Source organism: Eudoraea sp. (genome assembly GCF_049669105.1).
Classification (GTDB): domain Bacteria; phylum Bacteroidota; class Bacteroidia; order Flavobacteriales; family Flavobacteriaceae; genus Eudoraea.
Genome location: NZ_JBATKE010000068.1, coordinates 1 through 17307, shown reverse-complemented (window position 1 = coordinate 17307; position 17307 = coordinate 1). Strand labels below are relative to the sequence as shown.

The 17307-nt window shown below is 36.9% G+C and carries 17 protein-coding genes; 9 read left to right on the top strand and 8 right to left on the bottom strand.

The window, feature by feature from the left end:
• Nucleotides 1–54 precede the first annotated feature (54 nt).
• Nucleotides 55–696, top strand: coding sequence for a 16S rRNA (guanine(527)-N(7))-methyltransferase RsmG (gene rsmG, locus WBM60_RS05590; RefSeq protein ID WP_424260788.1), 642 nt, complete (start codon nt 55–57; stop codon nt 694–696).
• A gap of 418 nt (nt 697–1114) precedes the next feature.
• Here rsmG and WBM60_RS05585 read toward each other — a convergent pair whose 3' ends face one another.
• The 5 genes from WBM60_RS05585 to WBM60_RS05565 form a co-directional block, all read right to left on the bottom strand.
• Complete coding sequence (locus WBM60_RS05585) at nt 1115–2089, bottom strand: substrate-binding periplasmic protein (protein WP_424260790.1); 975 nt, start codon at nt 2087–2089, stop codon at nt 1115–1117.
• Between the two features lie 183 nt (nt 2090–2272).
• On the bottom strand, nt 2273–3901 hold the full coding sequence (pruA, locus tag WBM60_RS05580) for an L-glutamate gamma-semialdehyde dehydrogenase (protein ID WP_424260792.1): 1629 nt from the start codon (nt 3899–3901) through the stop codon (nt 2273–2275).
• A gap of 84 nt (nt 3902–3985) precedes the next feature.
• Nucleotides 3986–4372 (bottom strand): Co2+/Mg2+ efflux protein ApaG, encoded by a 387-nt coding sequence (gene apaG / locus WBM60_RS05575; protein ID WP_299164030.1) that lies wholly within the window; start codon nt 4370–4372, stop codon nt 3986–3988.
• A 499-nt stretch (nt 4373–4871) separates the two neighbouring features.
• Nucleotides 4872–5480 (bottom strand): hypothetical protein, encoded by a 609-nt coding sequence (locus WBM60_RS05570; RefSeq protein ID WP_424260794.1) that lies wholly within the window; start codon nt 5478–5480, stop codon nt 4872–4874.
• 289 nt (nt 5481–5769) lie between these two features.
• The gene (locus WBM60_RS05565; protein WP_424260796.1) at nt 5770–7014 is read right to left on the bottom strand and encodes a DUF5103 domain-containing protein; all 1245 of its coding nucleotides are present in this window, start codon (nt 7012–7014) and stop codon (nt 5770–5772) included.
• 152 nt (nt 7015–7166) lie between these two features.
• On the opposite strand from WBM60_RS05565, the gene WBM60_RS05560 reads away from it, so the two are divergent.
• The 8 genes from WBM60_RS05560 to WBM60_RS05525 are packed head-to-tail and all read left to right on the top strand — an operon-like array spanning nt 7167 to nt 14703.
• Nucleotides 7167–8516: a Na(+)-translocating NADH-quinone reductase subunit A gene (locus tag WBM60_RS05560; protein WP_424276734.1), complete on the top strand. Its 1350-nt coding sequence runs from the start codon at nt 7167–7169 to the stop codon at nt 8514–8516.
• Nucleotides 8517–8518: 2 nt separating this feature from the next.
• Nucleotides 8519–9793 (top strand): NADH:ubiquinone reductase (Na(+)-transporting) subunit B, encoded by a 1275-nt coding sequence (locus tag WBM60_RS05555; protein WP_424260800.1) that lies wholly within the window; start codon nt 8519–8521, stop codon nt 9791–9793.
• Between the two features lie 2 nt (nt 9794–9795).
• Nucleotides 9796–10545 (top strand): Na(+)-translocating NADH-quinone reductase subunit C, encoded by a 750-nt coding sequence (locus WBM60_RS05550; protein ID WP_424260802.1) that lies wholly within the window; start codon nt 9796–9798, stop codon nt 10543–10545.
• A 2-nt stretch (nt 10546–10547) separates the two neighbouring features.
• Complete coding sequence (locus tag WBM60_RS05545) at nt 10548–11195, top strand: NADH:ubiquinone reductase (Na(+)-transporting) subunit D (RefSeq protein ID WP_299164020.1); 648 nt, start codon at nt 10548–10550, stop codon at nt 11193–11195.
• 21 nt (nt 11196–11216) lie between these two features.
• The gene (nqrE, locus tag WBM60_RS05540; protein WP_424260805.1) at nt 11217–11963 is read left to right on the top strand and encodes an NADH:ubiquinone reductase (Na(+)-transporting) subunit E; all 747 of its coding nucleotides are present in this window, start codon (nt 11217–11219) and stop codon (nt 11961–11963) included.
• Nucleotides 11960–13267: an NADH:ubiquinone reductase (Na(+)-transporting) subunit F gene (gene nqrF, locus WBM60_RS05535; protein ID WP_424276733.1), complete on the top strand. Its 1308-nt coding sequence runs from the start codon at nt 11960–11962 to the stop codon at nt 13265–13267. The genes nqrE and nqrF overlap by 4 nt, the downstream gene beginning before the upstream one ends.
• A 58-nt stretch (nt 13268–13325) precedes the next feature.
• A complete protein-coding gene (locus WBM60_RS05530; protein ID WP_424261871.1) occupies nt 13326–13694 on the top strand; it encodes a Na(+)-translocating NADH-quinone reductase subunit F in 369 nt (122 codons plus the stop codon).
• A complete protein-coding gene (locus WBM60_RS05525; RefSeq protein ID WP_424282846.1) occupies nt 13651–14703 on the top strand; it encodes an FAD:protein FMN transferase in 1053 nt (350 codons plus the stop codon). The genes WBM60_RS05530 and WBM60_RS05525 overlap by 44 nt, the downstream gene beginning before the upstream one ends.
• Here WBM60_RS05525 and WBM60_RS05520 read toward each other — a convergent pair whose 3' ends face one another.
• The 3 genes from WBM60_RS05520 to gpmI all read right to left on the bottom strand — a co-directional run.
• A complete protein-coding gene (locus WBM60_RS05520; protein WP_424261869.1) occupies nt 14704–15468 on the bottom strand; it encodes a class I SAM-dependent methyltransferase in 765 nt (254 codons plus the stop codon). It abuts the gene before it with no gap.
• Between the two features lie 14 nt (nt 15469–15482).
• Nucleotides 15483–16301, bottom strand: coding sequence for a type I methionyl aminopeptidase (gene map, locus WBM60_RS05515; protein ID WP_424261867.1), 819 nt, complete (start codon nt 16299–16301; stop codon nt 15483–15485).
• Nucleotides 16302–16324: 23 nt separating this feature from the next.
• Nucleotides 16325–17307, bottom strand: a 983-nt coding sequence (gpmI, locus tag WBM60_RS05510) for a 2,3-bisphosphoglycerate-independent phosphoglycerate mutase (RefSeq protein ID WP_424282844.1), incomplete at its 5' end; no start/stop codon positions are given.

The window sequence follows — 17307 nt, the reverse complement described above, 5'->3', positions numbered from 1 at the left end:
TTAAAATGGGGTTATAGGGGAATGTATTATTTTTGGCAAAATACAAAGGTACATATGCAAGCTGATATAATATTTAAATATTTTCCCAATTTATCTGAAATTCAAAAAGAGCAATTTTTACACCTCGAAGTTTTATATAAAGACTGGAATGAAAAAATAAATGTAGTATCCCGAAAGGATATAGAGGAACTCTATCTGCGTCATGTGCTTCATTCCCTGGGCATAGCTAAAATTCAATCTTTTAAAAAAGGAGCCTCTATTCTAGACGTAGGAACCGGAGGTGGTTTCCCGGGAATTCCTCTCGCCATACTTTATCCAGAGTCGCATTTTACTTTGGTAGACGCTATTGGCAAGAAAATAAAAGTTGTGGAAGAAGTGGTAGCCGGCCTTGAACTAAAAAATGTTACTACCTATCACAGAAGGGTTGAGGACCTGGATGATCAGTATGATTTTATTGTTAGCAGGGCAGTAGCAGCCATGCCTACTTTTGTTAGATGGGTTCAGGGTTGTATCAGGAAAAAATCTATACATGAGCTAAAAAACGGTATCCTATATTTAAAGGGAGGCGATCTAACTGAGGAGTTAAAAGATTATAGAAATGTACAGCTTTTTGAGTTGTCCGAATTCTTTAGAGAGGACTTTTTTAAGACCAAAAAGGTGGTCTATTTGCCAATGAAGTATAAAGGCAAAAGTTAAAGTGTCAACATCATATTAAAGGAATATCTGCAATTTTCCGCATAGGTTTTGACGTAGCTGACTATTTTTTTCCATCGTATTTTATTTGACTTTACTTCGGCATTCGCTTTCATAATCTTGATTTAGAGTTAAGTATAACTTAACATTTTAAATTTAATTTACAATTAATTAACGTTAAATTTACATTATAATTGTGGAATAACAAACATATGGTTTGTAAAACACTGAAAATCAGGTATAAAATTAAAAAATGGAAGTAAATTATAATTTCAGCATAAAAGCTGAAAAATAGATATTTAAAGTAAAAAATCGAATATATTTCAGATTTGACAACATTATAATGAAGGCATATATTTTTAAAGTGAACTTACTTGCTCAAGTAAAATTCAGTACTTACGGAGATAATAGACAGATTACCTTAGAACTTTAATTTTAAACCGGTCGATGCAGAATTATTCATATTTGCAGCCTTAATAATGTCAGTTTTGTATTTAGCCGGAACAACCTGCCAGCCATCATAAACTTCTCCGTTTATATAATACCTTTCAGTAGTTTCGGTCATAGCGGTTTTAGTCATTAATTTATAGGTAGAAGCGGGCGCTTCTCTGCCAGCACTATCTCCATGTAAGACCAGTTCAAGAACTCCATCACCGTCAACATCGGACTGAATCCAATTCAATTCCAGTATTTTATTATAAGTGCCATCAGACATCATTGTGTTAATATTGCTATTAAAGTCCTCAATTATTTTTTCTGCATTCGGCATATTCTTTAAAACGGCAAGATGAAGGGGTTGAATCATAAAGGCCTCGCTGCCAATTTCAAGAAATCTGCTGATATCATTTAATTGATAGTTTAGTAAATAGGATATGAGTAATTCATCTACCAGCATATAATCTGTCTTGAATGTTAATAATTTCTCCAGGTTTTCCTGATCGCTCTTACCGGGAATAAGTACAACATCTAGTGAAGTATATACGGAAGCCCCATAGGCATAGCCAGAAATGATTGCAATTTTTTTGTCTTTTAATTCTTTTAAGGATTTTGCACTTACATCACTTCCTTTTCGGCCCACTAAAATCAAACGGTTTTCAAGATATGGTTCAGAATAAAACAAATAATTTTCCCGGTCTTCCGTTTTCCATAAGGCGGCACTTCCATGGTAAATCCCTGTATTTATGCCGTCCAATACCTCGGTAAACCCTGTAATGGTCAGGTCTATTTGAACGCCTCCGCGATTCAGGGCCTCCTGCACTATTTCTAGAGCAAAGCCTTTCTCACCTTCTACATCTGTGAATGGAGGATATATATCAGAAGCCAACTTTATATTCTGATTCTGCGAATACGTGAATAAACTGGAAATAGTGAGGAAAAGTAGCAGTGATCTTTTCATGGTTGTGTTTGGTTAATGGTAAAAAGCACCATTAAGATAAACCAACCAACTCTGAAATTATGTTAAAAAATGAAACAAAAATTATTTCTAACAGATTTTTTAAATACAGTAAGTTTAGGCTCTTCAACTTTTCAGTATCAAAGCCTTATATTCAAAAAGCCAAGATTAATTGCCTTGTCTTTTTTATCCCAAAAACGGATAGCGATAATCTTCAGGAGTCACAAAAGTTTCTTTAATCAACCTCGGTGAAACCCATCGAAGCAAATTTTGAGCAGAACCTGCTTTGTCATTTGTCCCTGAAGCCCTGGCACCACCAAAGGGTTGCTGCCCCACAACAGCTCCTGTTGGTTTGTCATTTATATAGAAATTACCAGCACAGTTTTGGAGTGCTTTCGTGGCTTCATCTATTGCATATCTATCTTTTGCCAAAACAGCCCCTGTAAGAGCATATTCAGAGGTAGTATCAACCAATTTTAGAGTTTTGGACCAATCTTTATCCTCATAGACGTAAATTGTAACTACCGGTCCAAATAATTCGGTTTCCATAGTTGAATAATGAGGATCTGTGGTTAGTATTACCGTAGGTTCTATAAAATAACCCTTGGACTTATCATAATTGCCTCCAGCAAAAATACTAGCAGCCTTATCTTTTTTAGCCTGATCGATATAGGAAGCTAATTTGTCAAATGATCCTTCATGTATTACAGCAGTAATATAGTTGCTCATATTTTCAGGAGATCCGGGAGGATTGAATGATTCGACATCCTGCTTTACCAATTCCAAAATTTCCACCGAAGTAGACTTTGGCAAATATACACGTGAAGCTGCACTGCACTTCTGGCCCTGAAATTCAAAGGCACCGCGTGTAATTGCGGTAGCTACCTGTTGAGGTTTTGCTGTTGGGTGTGCAATTATAAAATCCTTACCGCCGGTTTCACCAACAATTCTTGGATAGGTTTTATAGCGGTCAATGTTATTCCCTATCTGTTTCCATAAGGATTTAAAAACATGGGTGCTTCCTGTAAAATGAATTCCCGAAAAGTCGGCACTAGCTAAAATGGTGTCTGTAATCAATACTGGATCACCGTAAACCACATTGATTACTCCATCTGGTAGTCCAGCTTCCTTAAAAATGTCCACAATAACTTTGGCCGAAAAAATTTGGCTGTCACTGGGTTTCCATACTACGACATTACCCATCATAGCAGCACTTGCGGGAAGATTACCTGCTATTGCCGTAAAGTTAAAAGGAGTAATTGCATAAACAAACCCTTCTAGAGGTCTGTATTCCACCCTATTCCAGATCCCTTCAGATGATTCAGGTTGTTCTGCATATATCTGAGCCATATAGGATACATTAAACCGGAGGAAGTCGATAAATTCACAAGCGGCATCAATTTCCGCCTGATGAATCGTTTTTGACTGTGCCAACATGGTAGCTGCATTAATTTTAGCCCTGTAAGGACCGGCAATAAGATCTGCAGCTTTTAAGAAGATACTGGCTCTTTGTTCCCAAGGTAAAGAGGCCCATGCTACTCTGGATTTGAGTGCATTATCTATGGCCAAACTAACATGACTTTTTTCGGCAAGATGATACTTGCCCAAAATGTGTTTATGATCATGTGGAGGTGACATTGTTCGGGTATTCGATGTTGTTATTTCATCACTTCCAATATATAAAGGAACTTCAATACTTCCATTGAAATATTCTTTATATTGCTTTAAAACCTCGTCTCTTTCCGGAGTACCCGGAGCATAACTTTTTATTGGTTCATTAATAGCCAGCGGGACTTCAAAAAAACCTTTACCCATAATCACTTTTTGTTAGTTAAAATTTCATTCAAAGGTACTAAAACCCCAAACGTTTATAAAATTTAAACAAGGTAAAAGGAATCATTAATTCAGAGCGAAGGGTGCACTGAATTTAAAAGAAGGAATATAAACTCTGAACTTTTCATTAGTGGTGAAATTTACCATATTATAATGGCCTTTCATTGCTCCAATAGGAGAAGCAAGCAGGCATCCGGAGCTATAAGTGTGAGATTCTCCCGGTTTAATAACCGGTTTTTTTCCAATAACTCCTTCCCCGTCTAAAACTTCAAAGTCATTTAAGGCATCATATATTTGCCAGTGTCTGGAAGTTAATTGAACAGAATCCTTACTTTGATTTTCTATACTAATAGTATAACCAAAAGCAAAATGCATTTTATAGTTTTTAAAGAACGTGCCTTCAAAACTAGTATTTACTGAAATTTTTATGCCTTTGGTTACTTGTGTAATCATCTTTTTCATGCTAAAAAATAACGGTATTTCTCAATATGAGTAGCATATCCGTTATATCTGCTAAAATAAAAAAAATCGCATTAGGCCAGGTATATTTAACAATAGTTTTAAATATAAGCTTAATGTAAAAAATGCCTTAAAATCATTTTTCAAGTAGGAAGAAAAACCAAATTTTAATCAACCTTCCTAAGATAAAAAATATAGTTCAAAGAAAACTTAGGTGCCCAAGATAGATAATAGGAACTGATTATGAAAACTTAAGATTAGATTATCGGTGTATGTATATTTTTTTCTGATGAATTTCTGCCTTGTATACCCTAAAATATAGGTAATTGATGGGTTTTACTTATTAATAATGATCCGGATTACAATTCAAACCAGAAGGAAGATCAAATTGCAAATTATAAAAGGAACTTAAAAGGATGAAGGACTCCAACTTTAGTTTAAAAGAATTCGTTGTAAAGTTTGCGATGATAATTACAGGTGTTAATATTAAATATCATTTAAGTTTCGCTGCTAATCTATGAGTTTTGAGTTCCTTTATGTTTTGAAATTTTAATTTCTGACGGTTCTTCTTAGCAAAATCTGTATGAAATTTATGATTTTCCAAAAACCAAATTTGTAGGTCTAACCACTCAATTTTATTAGAAACGATGTCGAAATGCAAATATTCGTTGAATAGTTTAGCGCTAATTTCATCATAGTCTTTTCTTCCTAAATAGTCTAAATCGGCATCCGCCAAAATTTCTTCATAGAAAGTCTTTGGTTCTTGAGGTACTTTTGTTGCCCTTATCATCCCATTTACTATTTCCACTTCCTTGCTGGTAAGAATAGGGGTTAAAAATGGTTTTATGGCAACAATGCTGCGTTCTTCATGATCTAATGAAGATTCTATATAACCATAATCATGGCAGATAGCGGCAATGCGCATAAGTTTAGCCATTTCTTCGGGAATATCGTAATATTCAATATAGTCGTTACAGACATTGGCAACATCTATAATATGATCCATAGAATGGTAAGTAAGATAATTGGGAAGCTTTTCTTTTAACTGCTCAATGATCTTAAAACATATTTTTGGATATGAATTTTTGTTACGAAGAATCATTTATCCCTAACTTCAGAATTATAAGTGTATAGATTTAAACCCAATGTTATGAAAATTATTGTAATTACTCGTTTTTTATATTAGTAAATTTTAATAAAGCACCTGACTAAATAATTAAAAAACAACATTTTACAGAAATATTTCTTAACATATAAGCAGGATCCGGAAATTACATTGCAAGCACATTTTTTACCTTCACAAAAAACAATTTTAAGTGCTACGAGTTGTTCGTTTTTAATAAGGATTTTAAGCTTATCAACCTCACGTTTGCCAGGTTTAATAAAAGTGTCTAATTGGTAATGTTTTCAGAGTTTGTTGAGCCTATTCCAATTATACTGTCATACAAATCGCCGAAATTTCTGTAATAAACAAGTATTAAATAATTGTTTTCCGTAAAATTAAAATTACCACAAACTTTGTTCAAGTCAATCTTGCCATCTTCACTTTTAAGGACATATTTATAGTTGTAAAACCCCTGTTTAATTTTTATTACTGCTTCCATATTTCCGGTTTCGGAATTGTAAGTCATTTTGTTCTCTTCCTCAAGTGCATAGTTGTTGAATTTACCATAGACATAAATCTCATTTAATCCAATATCCATGGTATATGGAAGGCTGAAATGAATCATTGTGTATTCTGATTCTCTGGAGGGATCCTCGCCTTGTAAGGTGCGAATTACAAAATCGCCATTAATGTCAGGAAAATAGGTGTATGCCTTGTCAAATCTATAGTTGTCTGTAAAAAGATAATGATGGTAAAGTTCTTTATATTCGATACGGGAAATAGCAGAAGAAGGAGCACGTAAATCACTGGTATCAAAATTGAGGAATTCATTCCCTCCAAAAAAACTGGTTTCACTATCATATTTATATGCCAGCGCATTGCCCAGTGTAAATTGCGGTGGTACATCTTTAATAACATTAGACCATTGATAATTCTGAAGTATGGTAATTTTTACTTCTTTTACGGGATTGACCAGTTGCAGATTGAACGGGGTAATTGTGAATTGTACAGATTGTTTTTGATTTAGAAGATCAAAATTTCTGGAATTCCTGGTCGTGGCTGCAACTTTAGCCAAATCCGTGTAAACCACGAATCGTCTTGAAAATTGAAGCTCGTAACTGGAATTATAAATTTCGAGCACATAATTGCCGCTAACTTTTAAACTGACGACTTTATTGGGAATGGTCAATCGATAATTGGAATAGGCCTGCAGAGTATTAAAACTGTTACTGTAATTAATAATCCTTTGGTTGTCTGTACCTCTGAGGTATTGAGACTTTAGTAGTTCAGAGGGTGTCCAATCATAATTGCAATAAACAATTTTATAATAATAGTCTTGTTCACTTGCGGTCAAATCATCAAACTCGAGATAAATTGGATCTCCTAGTTTAATAACAGGGAACTGATCATCAGTTGGTCCCTTAAAAATAATGGTCTTTATATTTTCAGGCGGGTGCACCTCTTCCTGAATCTGGGAAAATAACTGGGTTGTAAGGAAAAAGAAGAATAGCTGTTTAAGAAATAAACGCATTTTTAGCCTGTTTTTGAGATAAAGGTAAACAAAATGCATGCCCAAAAAAGTCATATCGGTATAATGCCCAAAATTATAGTTAATAATTATGAAAACAGTGTCATAAGTACTATTTTTGGTCGAAATTTTGATAAACTAAATGTTTACAATTTATGTCTAAAGACATTAGGATCAAGAAAGGTTTGAACATTAATCTTGTCGGTGCTGCCGAACAAAACACATCTAAAGCAGCTTTAAGTAATGTTTACGCCATCAATCTCCTAGATTTTCATGGAATAATGCCCAAAATGTTAGTTAAACAAGGGGCAGAGATAAAGGCAGGTGAGCCGTTGTTTTATAGCAAAGATAACCAGGACATGCTTTTCGCTTCTCCAGTGAGTGGAGAATTAATCGATATAACCAGAGGAGCACGCAGAAAAATTCTGACCATAAAAATTCTTGCCGATAAGACCCAGGACTATATGGAGCATCCCAAAATGAAACCGGATGCTGATTCGGAAGAAATCAAGTCTATACTTCTTAAATCCGGGTGCTGGCCTTTTATCAGACAACGTCCTTATGATCATGTTGCAGATCCGACAGCTACTCCCAAGGCAATTTTTATATCGGCCTATGTTACTGCTCCGTTGGCGGCAGATGTGGATTATACCCTAAAAGGGAAAGAAGAAGAACTTCAAGCTGCATTAACTGCTTTGTCAAAACTTACCCCGGGTAAGGTCCATGTTTCCGTTGGAAAAGGATCCAATTCTCCCTTTGCTCAACTCGAAGATATAGAATTACATAAAGTGTCAGGACCACATCCAGCCGGATTGGTGGGCACCCAAATAAATAAATTAGATCCAATTAATAAAGGTGAAGTAGTCTGGACCATTACACCTCAAGATCTTGTCATAATTGGCGAGTTGCTTTTAACAGGTAGATTTAATGCCCAGCGTACCGTTGCCCTTGCAGGTTCAGCGGTAAAATCTCCTAAATATTTTACCACAAAAATCGGAGCAGAAATAGCAACATTTTTATATGCCAGTGGCGTGAAAGATGAAAGATTTCGCGTGATTAATGGCGATGTTCTCACCGGAAAAAAAACAAGCCCGGATGGATATCTAGGTTTCTATAACAATACGGTAAGTGTAATTCCAGAGGGGGATGATTACGAATTTTTTGGATGGAACAAACCGGTATTTGATAAAATATCTGCTACAAGAGCGCTAACATTTTCATGGTTACAACCCAATAAGAAATATGATCTTGATACAAATATAAATGGAGAACACAGGGCATTTGTAGTCACGGGTATGTATGAAGAAGTATTCCCGTTAGACATTTATCCACTTCAACTATTAAAGGCATGCATGGTTAAAGATTTGGATGAAATGGAACAACTTGGTTTGTATGAGGTTATTCCTGAGGACTTTTCATTGACTGAATTTATTTGTATTTCCAAACAACCACATCAACAGATAATTCGAGAAGGATTGGATTTATTACAAAAAGAAATAGGATAAAAATGAGCAATAAACGATTGACCATTAAGAAAAGATTGCATATTTTGAAACACAGGTATAGGGGTAAAAAAATGGCTCCGGCCTTTAATGCCTTTCATACATTTTTGTTTTCTCCTGATGAAACCACACATAATGGTTCTCACATAAGAGCTGCTGACGATTTAAAGCGTACGATGAATACGGTAATCATGGCGCTGATTCCTGTGCTGTTATTTTCATTTTTTAATACGGGCTATCAACATTATTCCGCCATTAATGGTTTTCCGGATAATTTTGCGGTTATGGATCATTTTCTTACCTGGGATAACTTCTGGTTAGGATTTGTGCAGGTTATGCCGCTTGTTATTGTCTCATATGGTGTAGGGTTGCTAATTGAATTCATTTTTGCAATTATAAAAGGTCATGAGGTAGAGGAAGGTTATCTTGTAACAGGTATGCTGGTTCCACTAATTGTGCCTGTCGATACGCCCCTTTGGATGTTAGCCGTTGCAGTGGTGTTTGGTGTAATTATAGGGAAAGAGGTTTTTGGAGGTACAGGAATGAATATTCTGAATCCGGCTCTAACTATAAGGGCTTTTTTGTTTTTTGCTTACCCCACCTGGATGAGCGGAGATAAAGTATGGGTTCACGGTGCGGTTGATCGCGCGGGTACTGCCGATGCTATTTCAGGTGAAACTGTCCTTGGATATCTGGCTCAGAACAATGCCAGTGAATTTTCTTATTCAGTTTCTGATATGTTTTTTGGCTTTATTCCCGGTTCAGTGGGGGAGACTTCTGCTTTTCTAATATTGCTTGGTGGTCTTTTTCTGATATTCAGTAAAATAGCAAGCTGGAGAATTATGGTAAGTGCAGTAGCTGGTTCTCTGGTTATGGGCCTCATCTTTAATGGGGTGGTAGATGCAGGTTGGATTGGTGAAGGAAGTACTTTTTATGGATTAATGAGTTTTGATTTTTGGAAACACCTACTGGTAGGCGGTCTTGCCTTTGGTATTGTATATATGGCCACAGATCCGGTAACTGGATCGCAAACCAATAGAGGTAAATGGATTTACGGTTTCCTGATAGGATTTATCTCGGTAATGATACGCGTATTTAACCCGGCATACCCTGAAGGCGTATTCCTTGCAATTCTATTAATGAATGTTTTTGCGCCAACTATTGATCACTATGTAGTTAGGGGTAATATCAGTCGAAGGATGAAGCGCTTGAAGCAAGCAACTATTTTTCCAAAAAGTACGGACGGAAAAGCAAAAGAACTTAAGGTAGAAACATTATAATTATGGCATTTAATAAGGAAAATAATAGTTATACCATAATCTTTGCTGCTATAATGGTTATTGTTGTTGGATCAATCCTGGCATATCTTGCCTCGGCACTAAGTGGCAAAATTAAGGAGAACGAGAGATTCGAAAAGCAGCAGAATATTCTCTATGCCATGGGGGTGAATGAAAATAAGGATGAGGGCAGTGTAAATTTCGTACCCGCGGATAAAGTAGAAGCCGAGTTTTCAAAGTATATCACAGAACAACTTTTAATAAGTGGAGATCAAATAACGAAGAATGATGAGGCTTATCTTATTGACCTTAAAAAGCAAATTGCAGCCATAAAGAAAGGTGAATCTGCCGAACTTCCGCTTTTTATAGGTGAAAAAGAAGGAAAGAAATATTATATCATTCCCATGTATGGCAAAGGGCTTTGGGATGCCATTTGGGGTTTTATAGCGCTGAATGAAAATATGGTGGTCCAGGGGGTTTACTTTGATCATAAAGGAGAAACACCGGGACTCGGGGCGAATATAAAACAGCGTTATTTTATGGACGATTTTGCAGGGGAATCCGTATTAAATAATAGCCAGTTCAAAGGAATTACAGTAGCTAAAGGCAATAATGATCCTGTAAACAGCAGAAAAGATGACAATGCGGTAGATGCCCTGGCAGGAGCTACCATTACCGGAAATGGTGTTTCGGCCATGATTAGGGAAAGCGTTAATTTATATAAGGACTATTTAGAAACCATTAGAGTTAAATAAAAATGGCACTACTTTCAAAGAAAGACACTAACCTCATATTAGACCCGCTAGCGGATAACAACCCAATTACCATTCAGGTGCTTGGTATATGTTCTGCACTTGCTATTACGGCAGAACTACAGGCTTCTGTAGTTATGGCCATTTCTGTTCTTTTTGTTTTAGGAGTAGGGAATGTTGTTATTTCTCTATTGCGAAATATCATTCCTACAAAAATCAGGATTATTGTTCAGTTAATAGTTGTTGCCACATTGGTTATCATTGTAGATCAGGTTCTGAAAGCATTTGCATATGAATTGAGTAAGACACTATCCGTTTTTGTCGGTTTAATTATTACAAACTGTATCATCATGGGGAGGTTTGAAGCCTTTGCCTTAGGCAACGGACCCTGGAAGGCTTTTTTAGATGGTATTGGAAATGCCTTAGGCTATGGAATAATTCTGATAATTGTAGGCTTTTTTAGAGAGTTATTAGGATCAGGAACTTTATTTGGATTTAAGGTTTTTGGAGATCCGGTATCTAAAACAGGATTGTACGCCACCGGATACGAGAACAACGGATTTATGATTATTCCCCCGGCAGCGCTTATAGTTGTTGGGATAATTATCTGGGTACAACGTTCCAGGAATAGGGCACTTATAGAGGAAAACTAATTTACTTTTTAAGAGAAGATTATGTTAGAACATATTGAATTATTTTTTAAATCCATCTTCATAGACAACATGGTCTTCGCCGTGTTTTTAGGGATGTGTTCATATTTGGCTGTGTCCAAAAAAGTAGCCACTGCTGTTGGATTGGGAGCTGCAGTAATTTTTGTGCTGGCAGTAACGGTACCCCTTAATTGGTTGTTAGACCAATACCTCTTAAGAGATGGTGCCTTAGTATGGCTCGGCCCTGAATATGCGGATTACAATTTAAGTTTTTTGTCATTCATTCTGTTTATTGCAACCATAGCCACTATGGTGCAGTTGGTAGAAATTGTGGTTGAAAAATTTTCACCTGCCTTATACAATTCCCTGGGTATATTTTTACCATTGATTGCAGTAAACTGTGCTATTCTTGGGGGATCTCTTTTTATGCAATCAAGGGAGATTGAGACCTTAGGTTTAGCTTTCAATTATGGGGTTAGTTCGGGAATAGGTTGGTTTTTGGCTATTTTGGCAATTGCGGCTATTCGTGAAAAGATAAGATACTCAAATGTTCCGGCACCTTTAAGAGGCCTTGGAATTACCTTTATTATTACAGGATTAATGGGGATAGGTTTTCAAAGTTTTGGTGGTATGCTTACCGGTGGAGATGAAGCTCCAGCTGCGGTAGAGGAAACTACGGCGGAAAAGTTTGAAGAGAATAAAGTAATAGTTGATGAAGAACTGGATGAGAAAGAGATTTCTTATAACGACCTAATAAAAGAAGAGGAATGATATTAGCTACAAGCACCTTAGGGACTATAACAATTACGGTTATTGCTTTTATGATATTGTTGTTACTACTGGTGACACTTTTACTTTTTACAAAAGAAAAGCTTTCTCCATCAGGTCCTGTAACAATAACTATTAATGGAGAAAAAAAAGTACAAGTTGCCTCCGGGAGTTCTTTACTTTCTACTTTAGGAAATCAAAAGATATTTCTTCCTTCAGCTTGCGGTGGAGGTGGTACCTGTATTCAATGCGAATGTCATGTCTTGTCTGGTGGTGGCGAGGCGCTTCCTACAGAAACACCTCATTTTTCAAAAAGAGAATTGACTGAAGGTGCAAGATTGGCATGCCAGGTTAAGGTTAAACAGGATATGGATATTACTATTCCTGAAGAAGTATTTGGTATTAAAAAATGGGCAGGGACCGTTGTGCGTAATTATAATGTAGCGTCATTCATTAAAGAATTTGTGGTAGAAATACCTGAGGATATGGGTTATAAAGCCGGAGGGTATATTCAAATTGAGATTCCAGCCTGCGAGATAAAGTATTCCGATATAGATATTACGGCCCACCCTGAAGAGCATGAGACACCTGATAAGTTTCAAAATGAGTGGGATAAATTCAATCTTTGGCCGTTGACAATGCGAAATACCGAGGTGGTTGAGAGAGCGTATTCAATGGCGTCTTATCCTGCAGAAGGTAGGGAAATAATGTTAAATGTTCGAATAGCCACCCCGCCATGGGACAGGTCTAAGAACGGTTGGATGGATGTAAATCCTGGGGTTGCTTCTTCTTATATTTTTGCTCAAAAACCGGGCGATAAAGTTACTATCTCCGGACCATATGGTGAATTTTTTATCAATGAGTCAGATTCGGAAATGCTGTATGTTGGAGGGGGTGCCGGGATGGCTCCAATGAGATCTCATTTATATCACCTTTTCAAAACCTTGAAAACTAATCGTAAGGTTACCTACTGGTATGGAGGTCGTTCAAAAAGGGAATTATTTTATATAGAACATTTTAAAGAATTAGAAAAAGAGTTCCCGAATTTTAAATTTTATATGGCACTCTCGGAACCTCAAGAAGAGGATAACTGGAAAGTTAAGGAGAGCCTGGATGCCCCCGGGGATGGATTTGTTGGGTTTATTCATAATTGCGTTATAGACAATTACTTAAATGATCACGAGTCCCCTGAGGATATTGAACTCTATTTTTGTGGACCGCCACTTATGAACAAGGCCGTTCAAAAGATGGGAGAAGATTTTGGTATTCCGGATGAACATATACGTTTTGATGACTTTGGAGGCTAATTATTTTAATAGCATATAATTTAAAACCGATATTGATCAATATCGGTTTTTTTGATAAATGAATAATAAGTTGCAGGCGCTAACCGAACAAGAATTGCATAACCTGGCAATGAATATTGTAGGGAGACAGCTGGAATCTGAAGGATATGAATTCATGGGTGTCAACAGTAAACCTCTAAAGAACCCTCAATTTGTCTGCCTTAAGGATAAACAGCTGTATTTTATTGTTGTGCGGAATGTTGTTTATCCCAATGATCCTGCAATATATGACAAGGGCCTTATGATGAAAATTAAAAAACAAGCATCCAAATTTGAGGCTAAAACTTATTATGCCGGGGTAGGTTTGTTCAATGCTGAAGATCAAAATCTACCTGTTTATCTTAATGAAGCTTATCTTGTACAATATGATGGTCTTCTCGAAATTTAGAATCAAGGTGCTTTATCTTTTTCTGCTTGGGACAGTTATAGCTTCCTGTGGACTTGATTCTGGCACCTATGTTAAAAGCACACACTTTGGAGGTGCACTGGGTACTTCATATAGTATTACGATCCTGTACCCGGAAACAATCAATCTGGAAAGGGAAATAGATTCTGTATTCAGAGTTATAAATCATTCCATGTCTACCTATTTGCCCGATTCAGATATTTCTAAGATTAATCAGGGAGATTCAATCATAGTTGTGGATAAGATGTTTCGGGATGTGTTTGAACTTTCAAAAGAAGTTTATTCTAATACTAATGGTTATTTTGATCCCACCGTTGGCGCTCTTGTAAACGCATGGGGCTTTGGCCCGGGGAAACAACTGGCATTGGATAGTACCAAAGTGGATAGTATTCTGCAATTCGTTGGCTTTGATAAAGTTCGTTTAACCGAAGAGGGAAGAGTGATTAAGAATGATTCCAGAATTTTCTTCGACTTCAATGCAATTGCCAAGGGATATGCGATAGACCGCCTGGCTGAGCTTTTAGATCAAAAAGATATTGAAAATTATTTAATTGAAGTTGGAGGTGAGATCATTGCCAAAGGAGAGAATAAATTGAAACAAAAGTCCTGGATTGTTGGTATTGATGATCCTCAGATTGAGGAGGGAAGAAGGTTAAAACTCACACTTCAGCTTAGAGATAATGCCATGGCGTCATCAGGAAATTATAGAAAATTCCGGGTGGATTCAATCACAGGCAAAAAATATGTTCATACAATTGATCCGAAAACTGGTTATACCAGGGATGCTAATATTCTTGCTGTCAGTGTTATTGCAAAAAATTGTGCAAAAGCCGATGCGTATGCCACAGCATTTATGGCGATGGAGTTATCAGAATCCATAAAACTTTTGGACTCTCACAAAGAATTGGATGCATATATTATTTATATTGATGAAATTGGAGAGGTAACGGAATTTATGACACCGGAATTCAAAAAGCTTGTAGTATACTGATCATTTGCTTACAACGGGTATTATTTCCCCTTTTGCCAATCTGTATTTTTCTATATCCGAAACTGGCATACCCGATGTGTAATCTACCTCATTAACTTTAAATCCTGCTTCTTTTAGCCTGTCAAAATAATCACGTCCATAAATACGAACATGATCGTATTGTCCAAAAATTTTAGCCCGCTCTTTCTTATCGGTAATAGAATCATCTTCATAAGTGACTTCTCTTTTAAGATCCTGAGGTATTTGAAAAATACCCCAACCTGAAGGTTTAAGAACACGATAGAGTTCGCTTATTGCTTTTCTGTCGTTCGGGATATGTTCCAATACATGATTGCATAAAATAATATCAAAGGAATTATCCTTAAAAGGTAGCGCACATATGTCTGCTTTCACATCGGCAAGTGGAGAGTTCAGATCTGTAGTAGTATACTCCAGTTGTTTTAGCTTCTTAAATTTTCTATAGAAGGCCTGCTCCGGTGCAAAATGTAAAACCTTGTGTGGTGCCGTAAAAAAATCCGTTTCATTTTTCAGGTATAACCACAAAAGTCGATGTCTTTCCAGTGATAGGGTAGAGGGCGAAAGAACATTTTCCCTGGGGTTTTCATAGCCATAGGGCAGGAAACTTTTAAATTGTTTACCATCAATTGGATCTGTATACTTATCCCCTTTAAGTAGCACAGATAGGACAGGACTTGCCAGATAGCTCAGTTGAATTAAAAAAGGCCTGGGTATTTTATTTAGGACATATTTGAATAGTTTTTTCAAAATCCTTTTGGAGATTAGAGTTGAAGCTTCTTTGTCCTAAATTCTTCTTCCTCATTATTTTTTATACCAAGCGATTCATAGATATATTGGAAGGTTGAAAGTAATTCCGGTTTACCCTGAATAAGAGCCACATTATGCTCAAAATGAGCACTTGGCCTGCCGTCGGCAGTTAGGATGGTCCATCCATCACGGAGCTGTTTTATGCGCTTTGTACCCATATTAATCATAGGTTCAATGGCAACTACCATCCCGTCTACGAATTTCTTTCCTCTTCCGCGCTTACCATAATTTGGCATCTCGGGTCCTTCATGGAGCTTTTTTCCAAGACCATGACCTACGAGTTCCCGTACTACTCCATATCCATGGCTTTCGCAGTAATTTTGAATTGCAAAACCAACGTCTCCAACACGGTTTCCAGCCCTGAATTCCCTGATTCCTATATAAAGAGATTCCTTAGTAATCCTTAGAAGCTTTTTGGTCTCTTCATCAACATTTCCAACTTCAAAAGTATATGCGTGATCTCCGTAGAATCCGTTTTTTAGGGCACCACAATCTACAGATATGATATCCCCATCTTTCAATGGTTCTTTGTTTGGTATGCCATGGACCACCTGTGCATTCGGGCTCAGGTTTAATGTATTTGGAAAATCATACATGCCCAGAAAACCTGGTTCAGCACCATGATCACGAATATATTCTTCTGCCAATTTATCCAGGTAAAGACCGTCAACACCCGGCTTAATTTCAGCGGCCAGCATGCCTAAAGTTTTGGAAACTACCAATGCACTCTCTCTAAGAAGCTCAATTTCTTCTAATGTCTTAATAACTACCATTATTCAAATTTAATACATTCCACCTATATCAAAGAGTGTTGCGTCATTAATGCCGGTTGTGGAATTCCCATTAGTTGAAGAATTGTCGGAGCAATATCACCAAGCACACCATCATTTATTTTTTTTATATCCTTATCAACCAGGATTAAGGGTACCGGATTTGTGGTATGTGCAGTATTAGGCGTGCCATCCGGGTTGATCATAGTATCACAATTACCGTGATCTGCGATAACCAATGTGGTATATCCGTTTTTCAATCCTGCGGTGATAACCGCTTGCGCACATGAATCAACTGTCTCACAGGCTTTTATGGCAGCCTTCATATCCCCGGTATGTCCTACCATATCCGGATTTGCAAAGTTGAGGCACACAAAGTCCACTTCTCCTTTGTTCAACTCGGGAATTATAGAATCTCTAATTTCATAAGCACTCATTTCCGGTTTCAGGTCATAAGTTGCCACCTTTGGTGAAGGACATAATATCCGTTCTTCACCCTCAAAAGGGATTTCTCTGCCGCCGTTAAAGAAAAAAGTTACATGAGGATATTTCTCTGTTTCAGCAATACGAATCTGTTTTTTGCCGTTAAGGGCAAGGACCTCACCTAAGGTCTCTTTAAGATTATCTTTGTCATAAACTACATGTACACCGCTAAATGAATCGTCATAGTTAGTAAGGGTTACATAGTAGAGATCCAGTTTATGCATATTTTGTTCATGAAAATCTTTTTGACTTAACACCTGAGTAAGTTCTCTGCCCCGGTCTGTCCTGAAATTGAAAAATATGACCACATCTCCGTCTTTTATTTTAGTCAGTGGTTCCCCGGCTGTATTAACCATAGAAATTGGTTTGATGAATTCATCGGTGATACCTTCGCTATAGCTTTTTTGCATCGCTTCAGAAATATTATTAAAAGGTTCGCCTTTCCCATTAACCAATAAATCGTATGCTATTTTAACGCGTTCCCATCGTTTATCCCTATCCATGGCATAATATCTGCCAACAACAG

Coding starts and splice junctions, on each gene's coding strand:
- WBM60_RS05545 (WP_299164020.1), top strand. CDS start 10,548: ATGGCACTACTTTCAAAGAAAGACACTAACCTCATATTAGACCCGCTA.
- WBM60_RS05550 (WP_424260802.1), top strand. CDS start 9,796: ATGGCATTTAATAAGGAAAATAATAGTTATACCATAATCTTTGCTGCT.
- WBM60_RS05560 (WP_424276734.1), top strand. CDS start 7,167: ATGTCTAAAGACATTAGGATCAAGAAAGGTTTGAACATTAATCTTGTC.
- apaG (WP_299164030.1), bottom strand. CDS start 4,372: ATGATTACACAAGTAACCAAAGGCATAAAAATTTCAGTAAATACTAGT.
- nqrE (WP_424260805.1), top strand. CDS start 11,217: ATGTTAGAACATATTGAATTATTTTTTAAATCCATCTTCATAGACAAC.
- map (WP_424261867.1), bottom strand. CDS start 16,301: ATGGTAGTTATTAAGACATTAGAAGAAATTGAGCTTCTTAGAGAGAGT.
- WBM60_RS05585 (WP_424260790.1), bottom strand. CDS start 2,089: ATGAAAAGATCACTGCTACTTTTCCTCACTATTTCCAGTTTATTCACG.
- WBM60_RS05525 (WP_424282846.1), top strand. CDS start 13,651: ATGAAGCTTATCTTGTACAATATGATGGTCTTCTCGAAATTTAGAATC.
- WBM60_RS05570 (WP_424260794.1), bottom strand. CDS start 5,480: ATGATTCTTCGTAACAAAAATTCATATCCAAAAATATGTTTTAAGATC.
- nqrF (WP_424276733.1), top strand. CDS start 11,960: ATGATATTAGCTACAAGCACCTTAGGGACTATAACAATTACGGTTATT.
- WBM60_RS05555 (WP_424260800.1), top strand. CDS start 8,519: ATGAGCAATAAACGATTGACCATTAAGAAAAGATTGCATATTTTGAAA.
- WBM60_RS05530 (WP_424261871.1), top strand. CDS start 13,326: ATGAATAATAAGTTGCAGGCGCTAACCGAACAAGAATTGCATAACCTG.
- rsmG (WP_424260788.1), top strand. CDS start 55: ATGCAAGCTGATATAATATTTAAATATTTTCCCAATTTATCTGAAATT.
- pruA (WP_424260792.1), bottom strand. CDS start 3,901: ATGGGTAAAGGTTTTTTTGAAGTCCCGCTGGCTATTAATGAACCAATA.
- WBM60_RS05565 (WP_424260796.1), bottom strand. CDS start 7,014: ATGCGTTTATTTCTTAAACAGCTATTCTTCTTTTTCCTTACAACCCAG.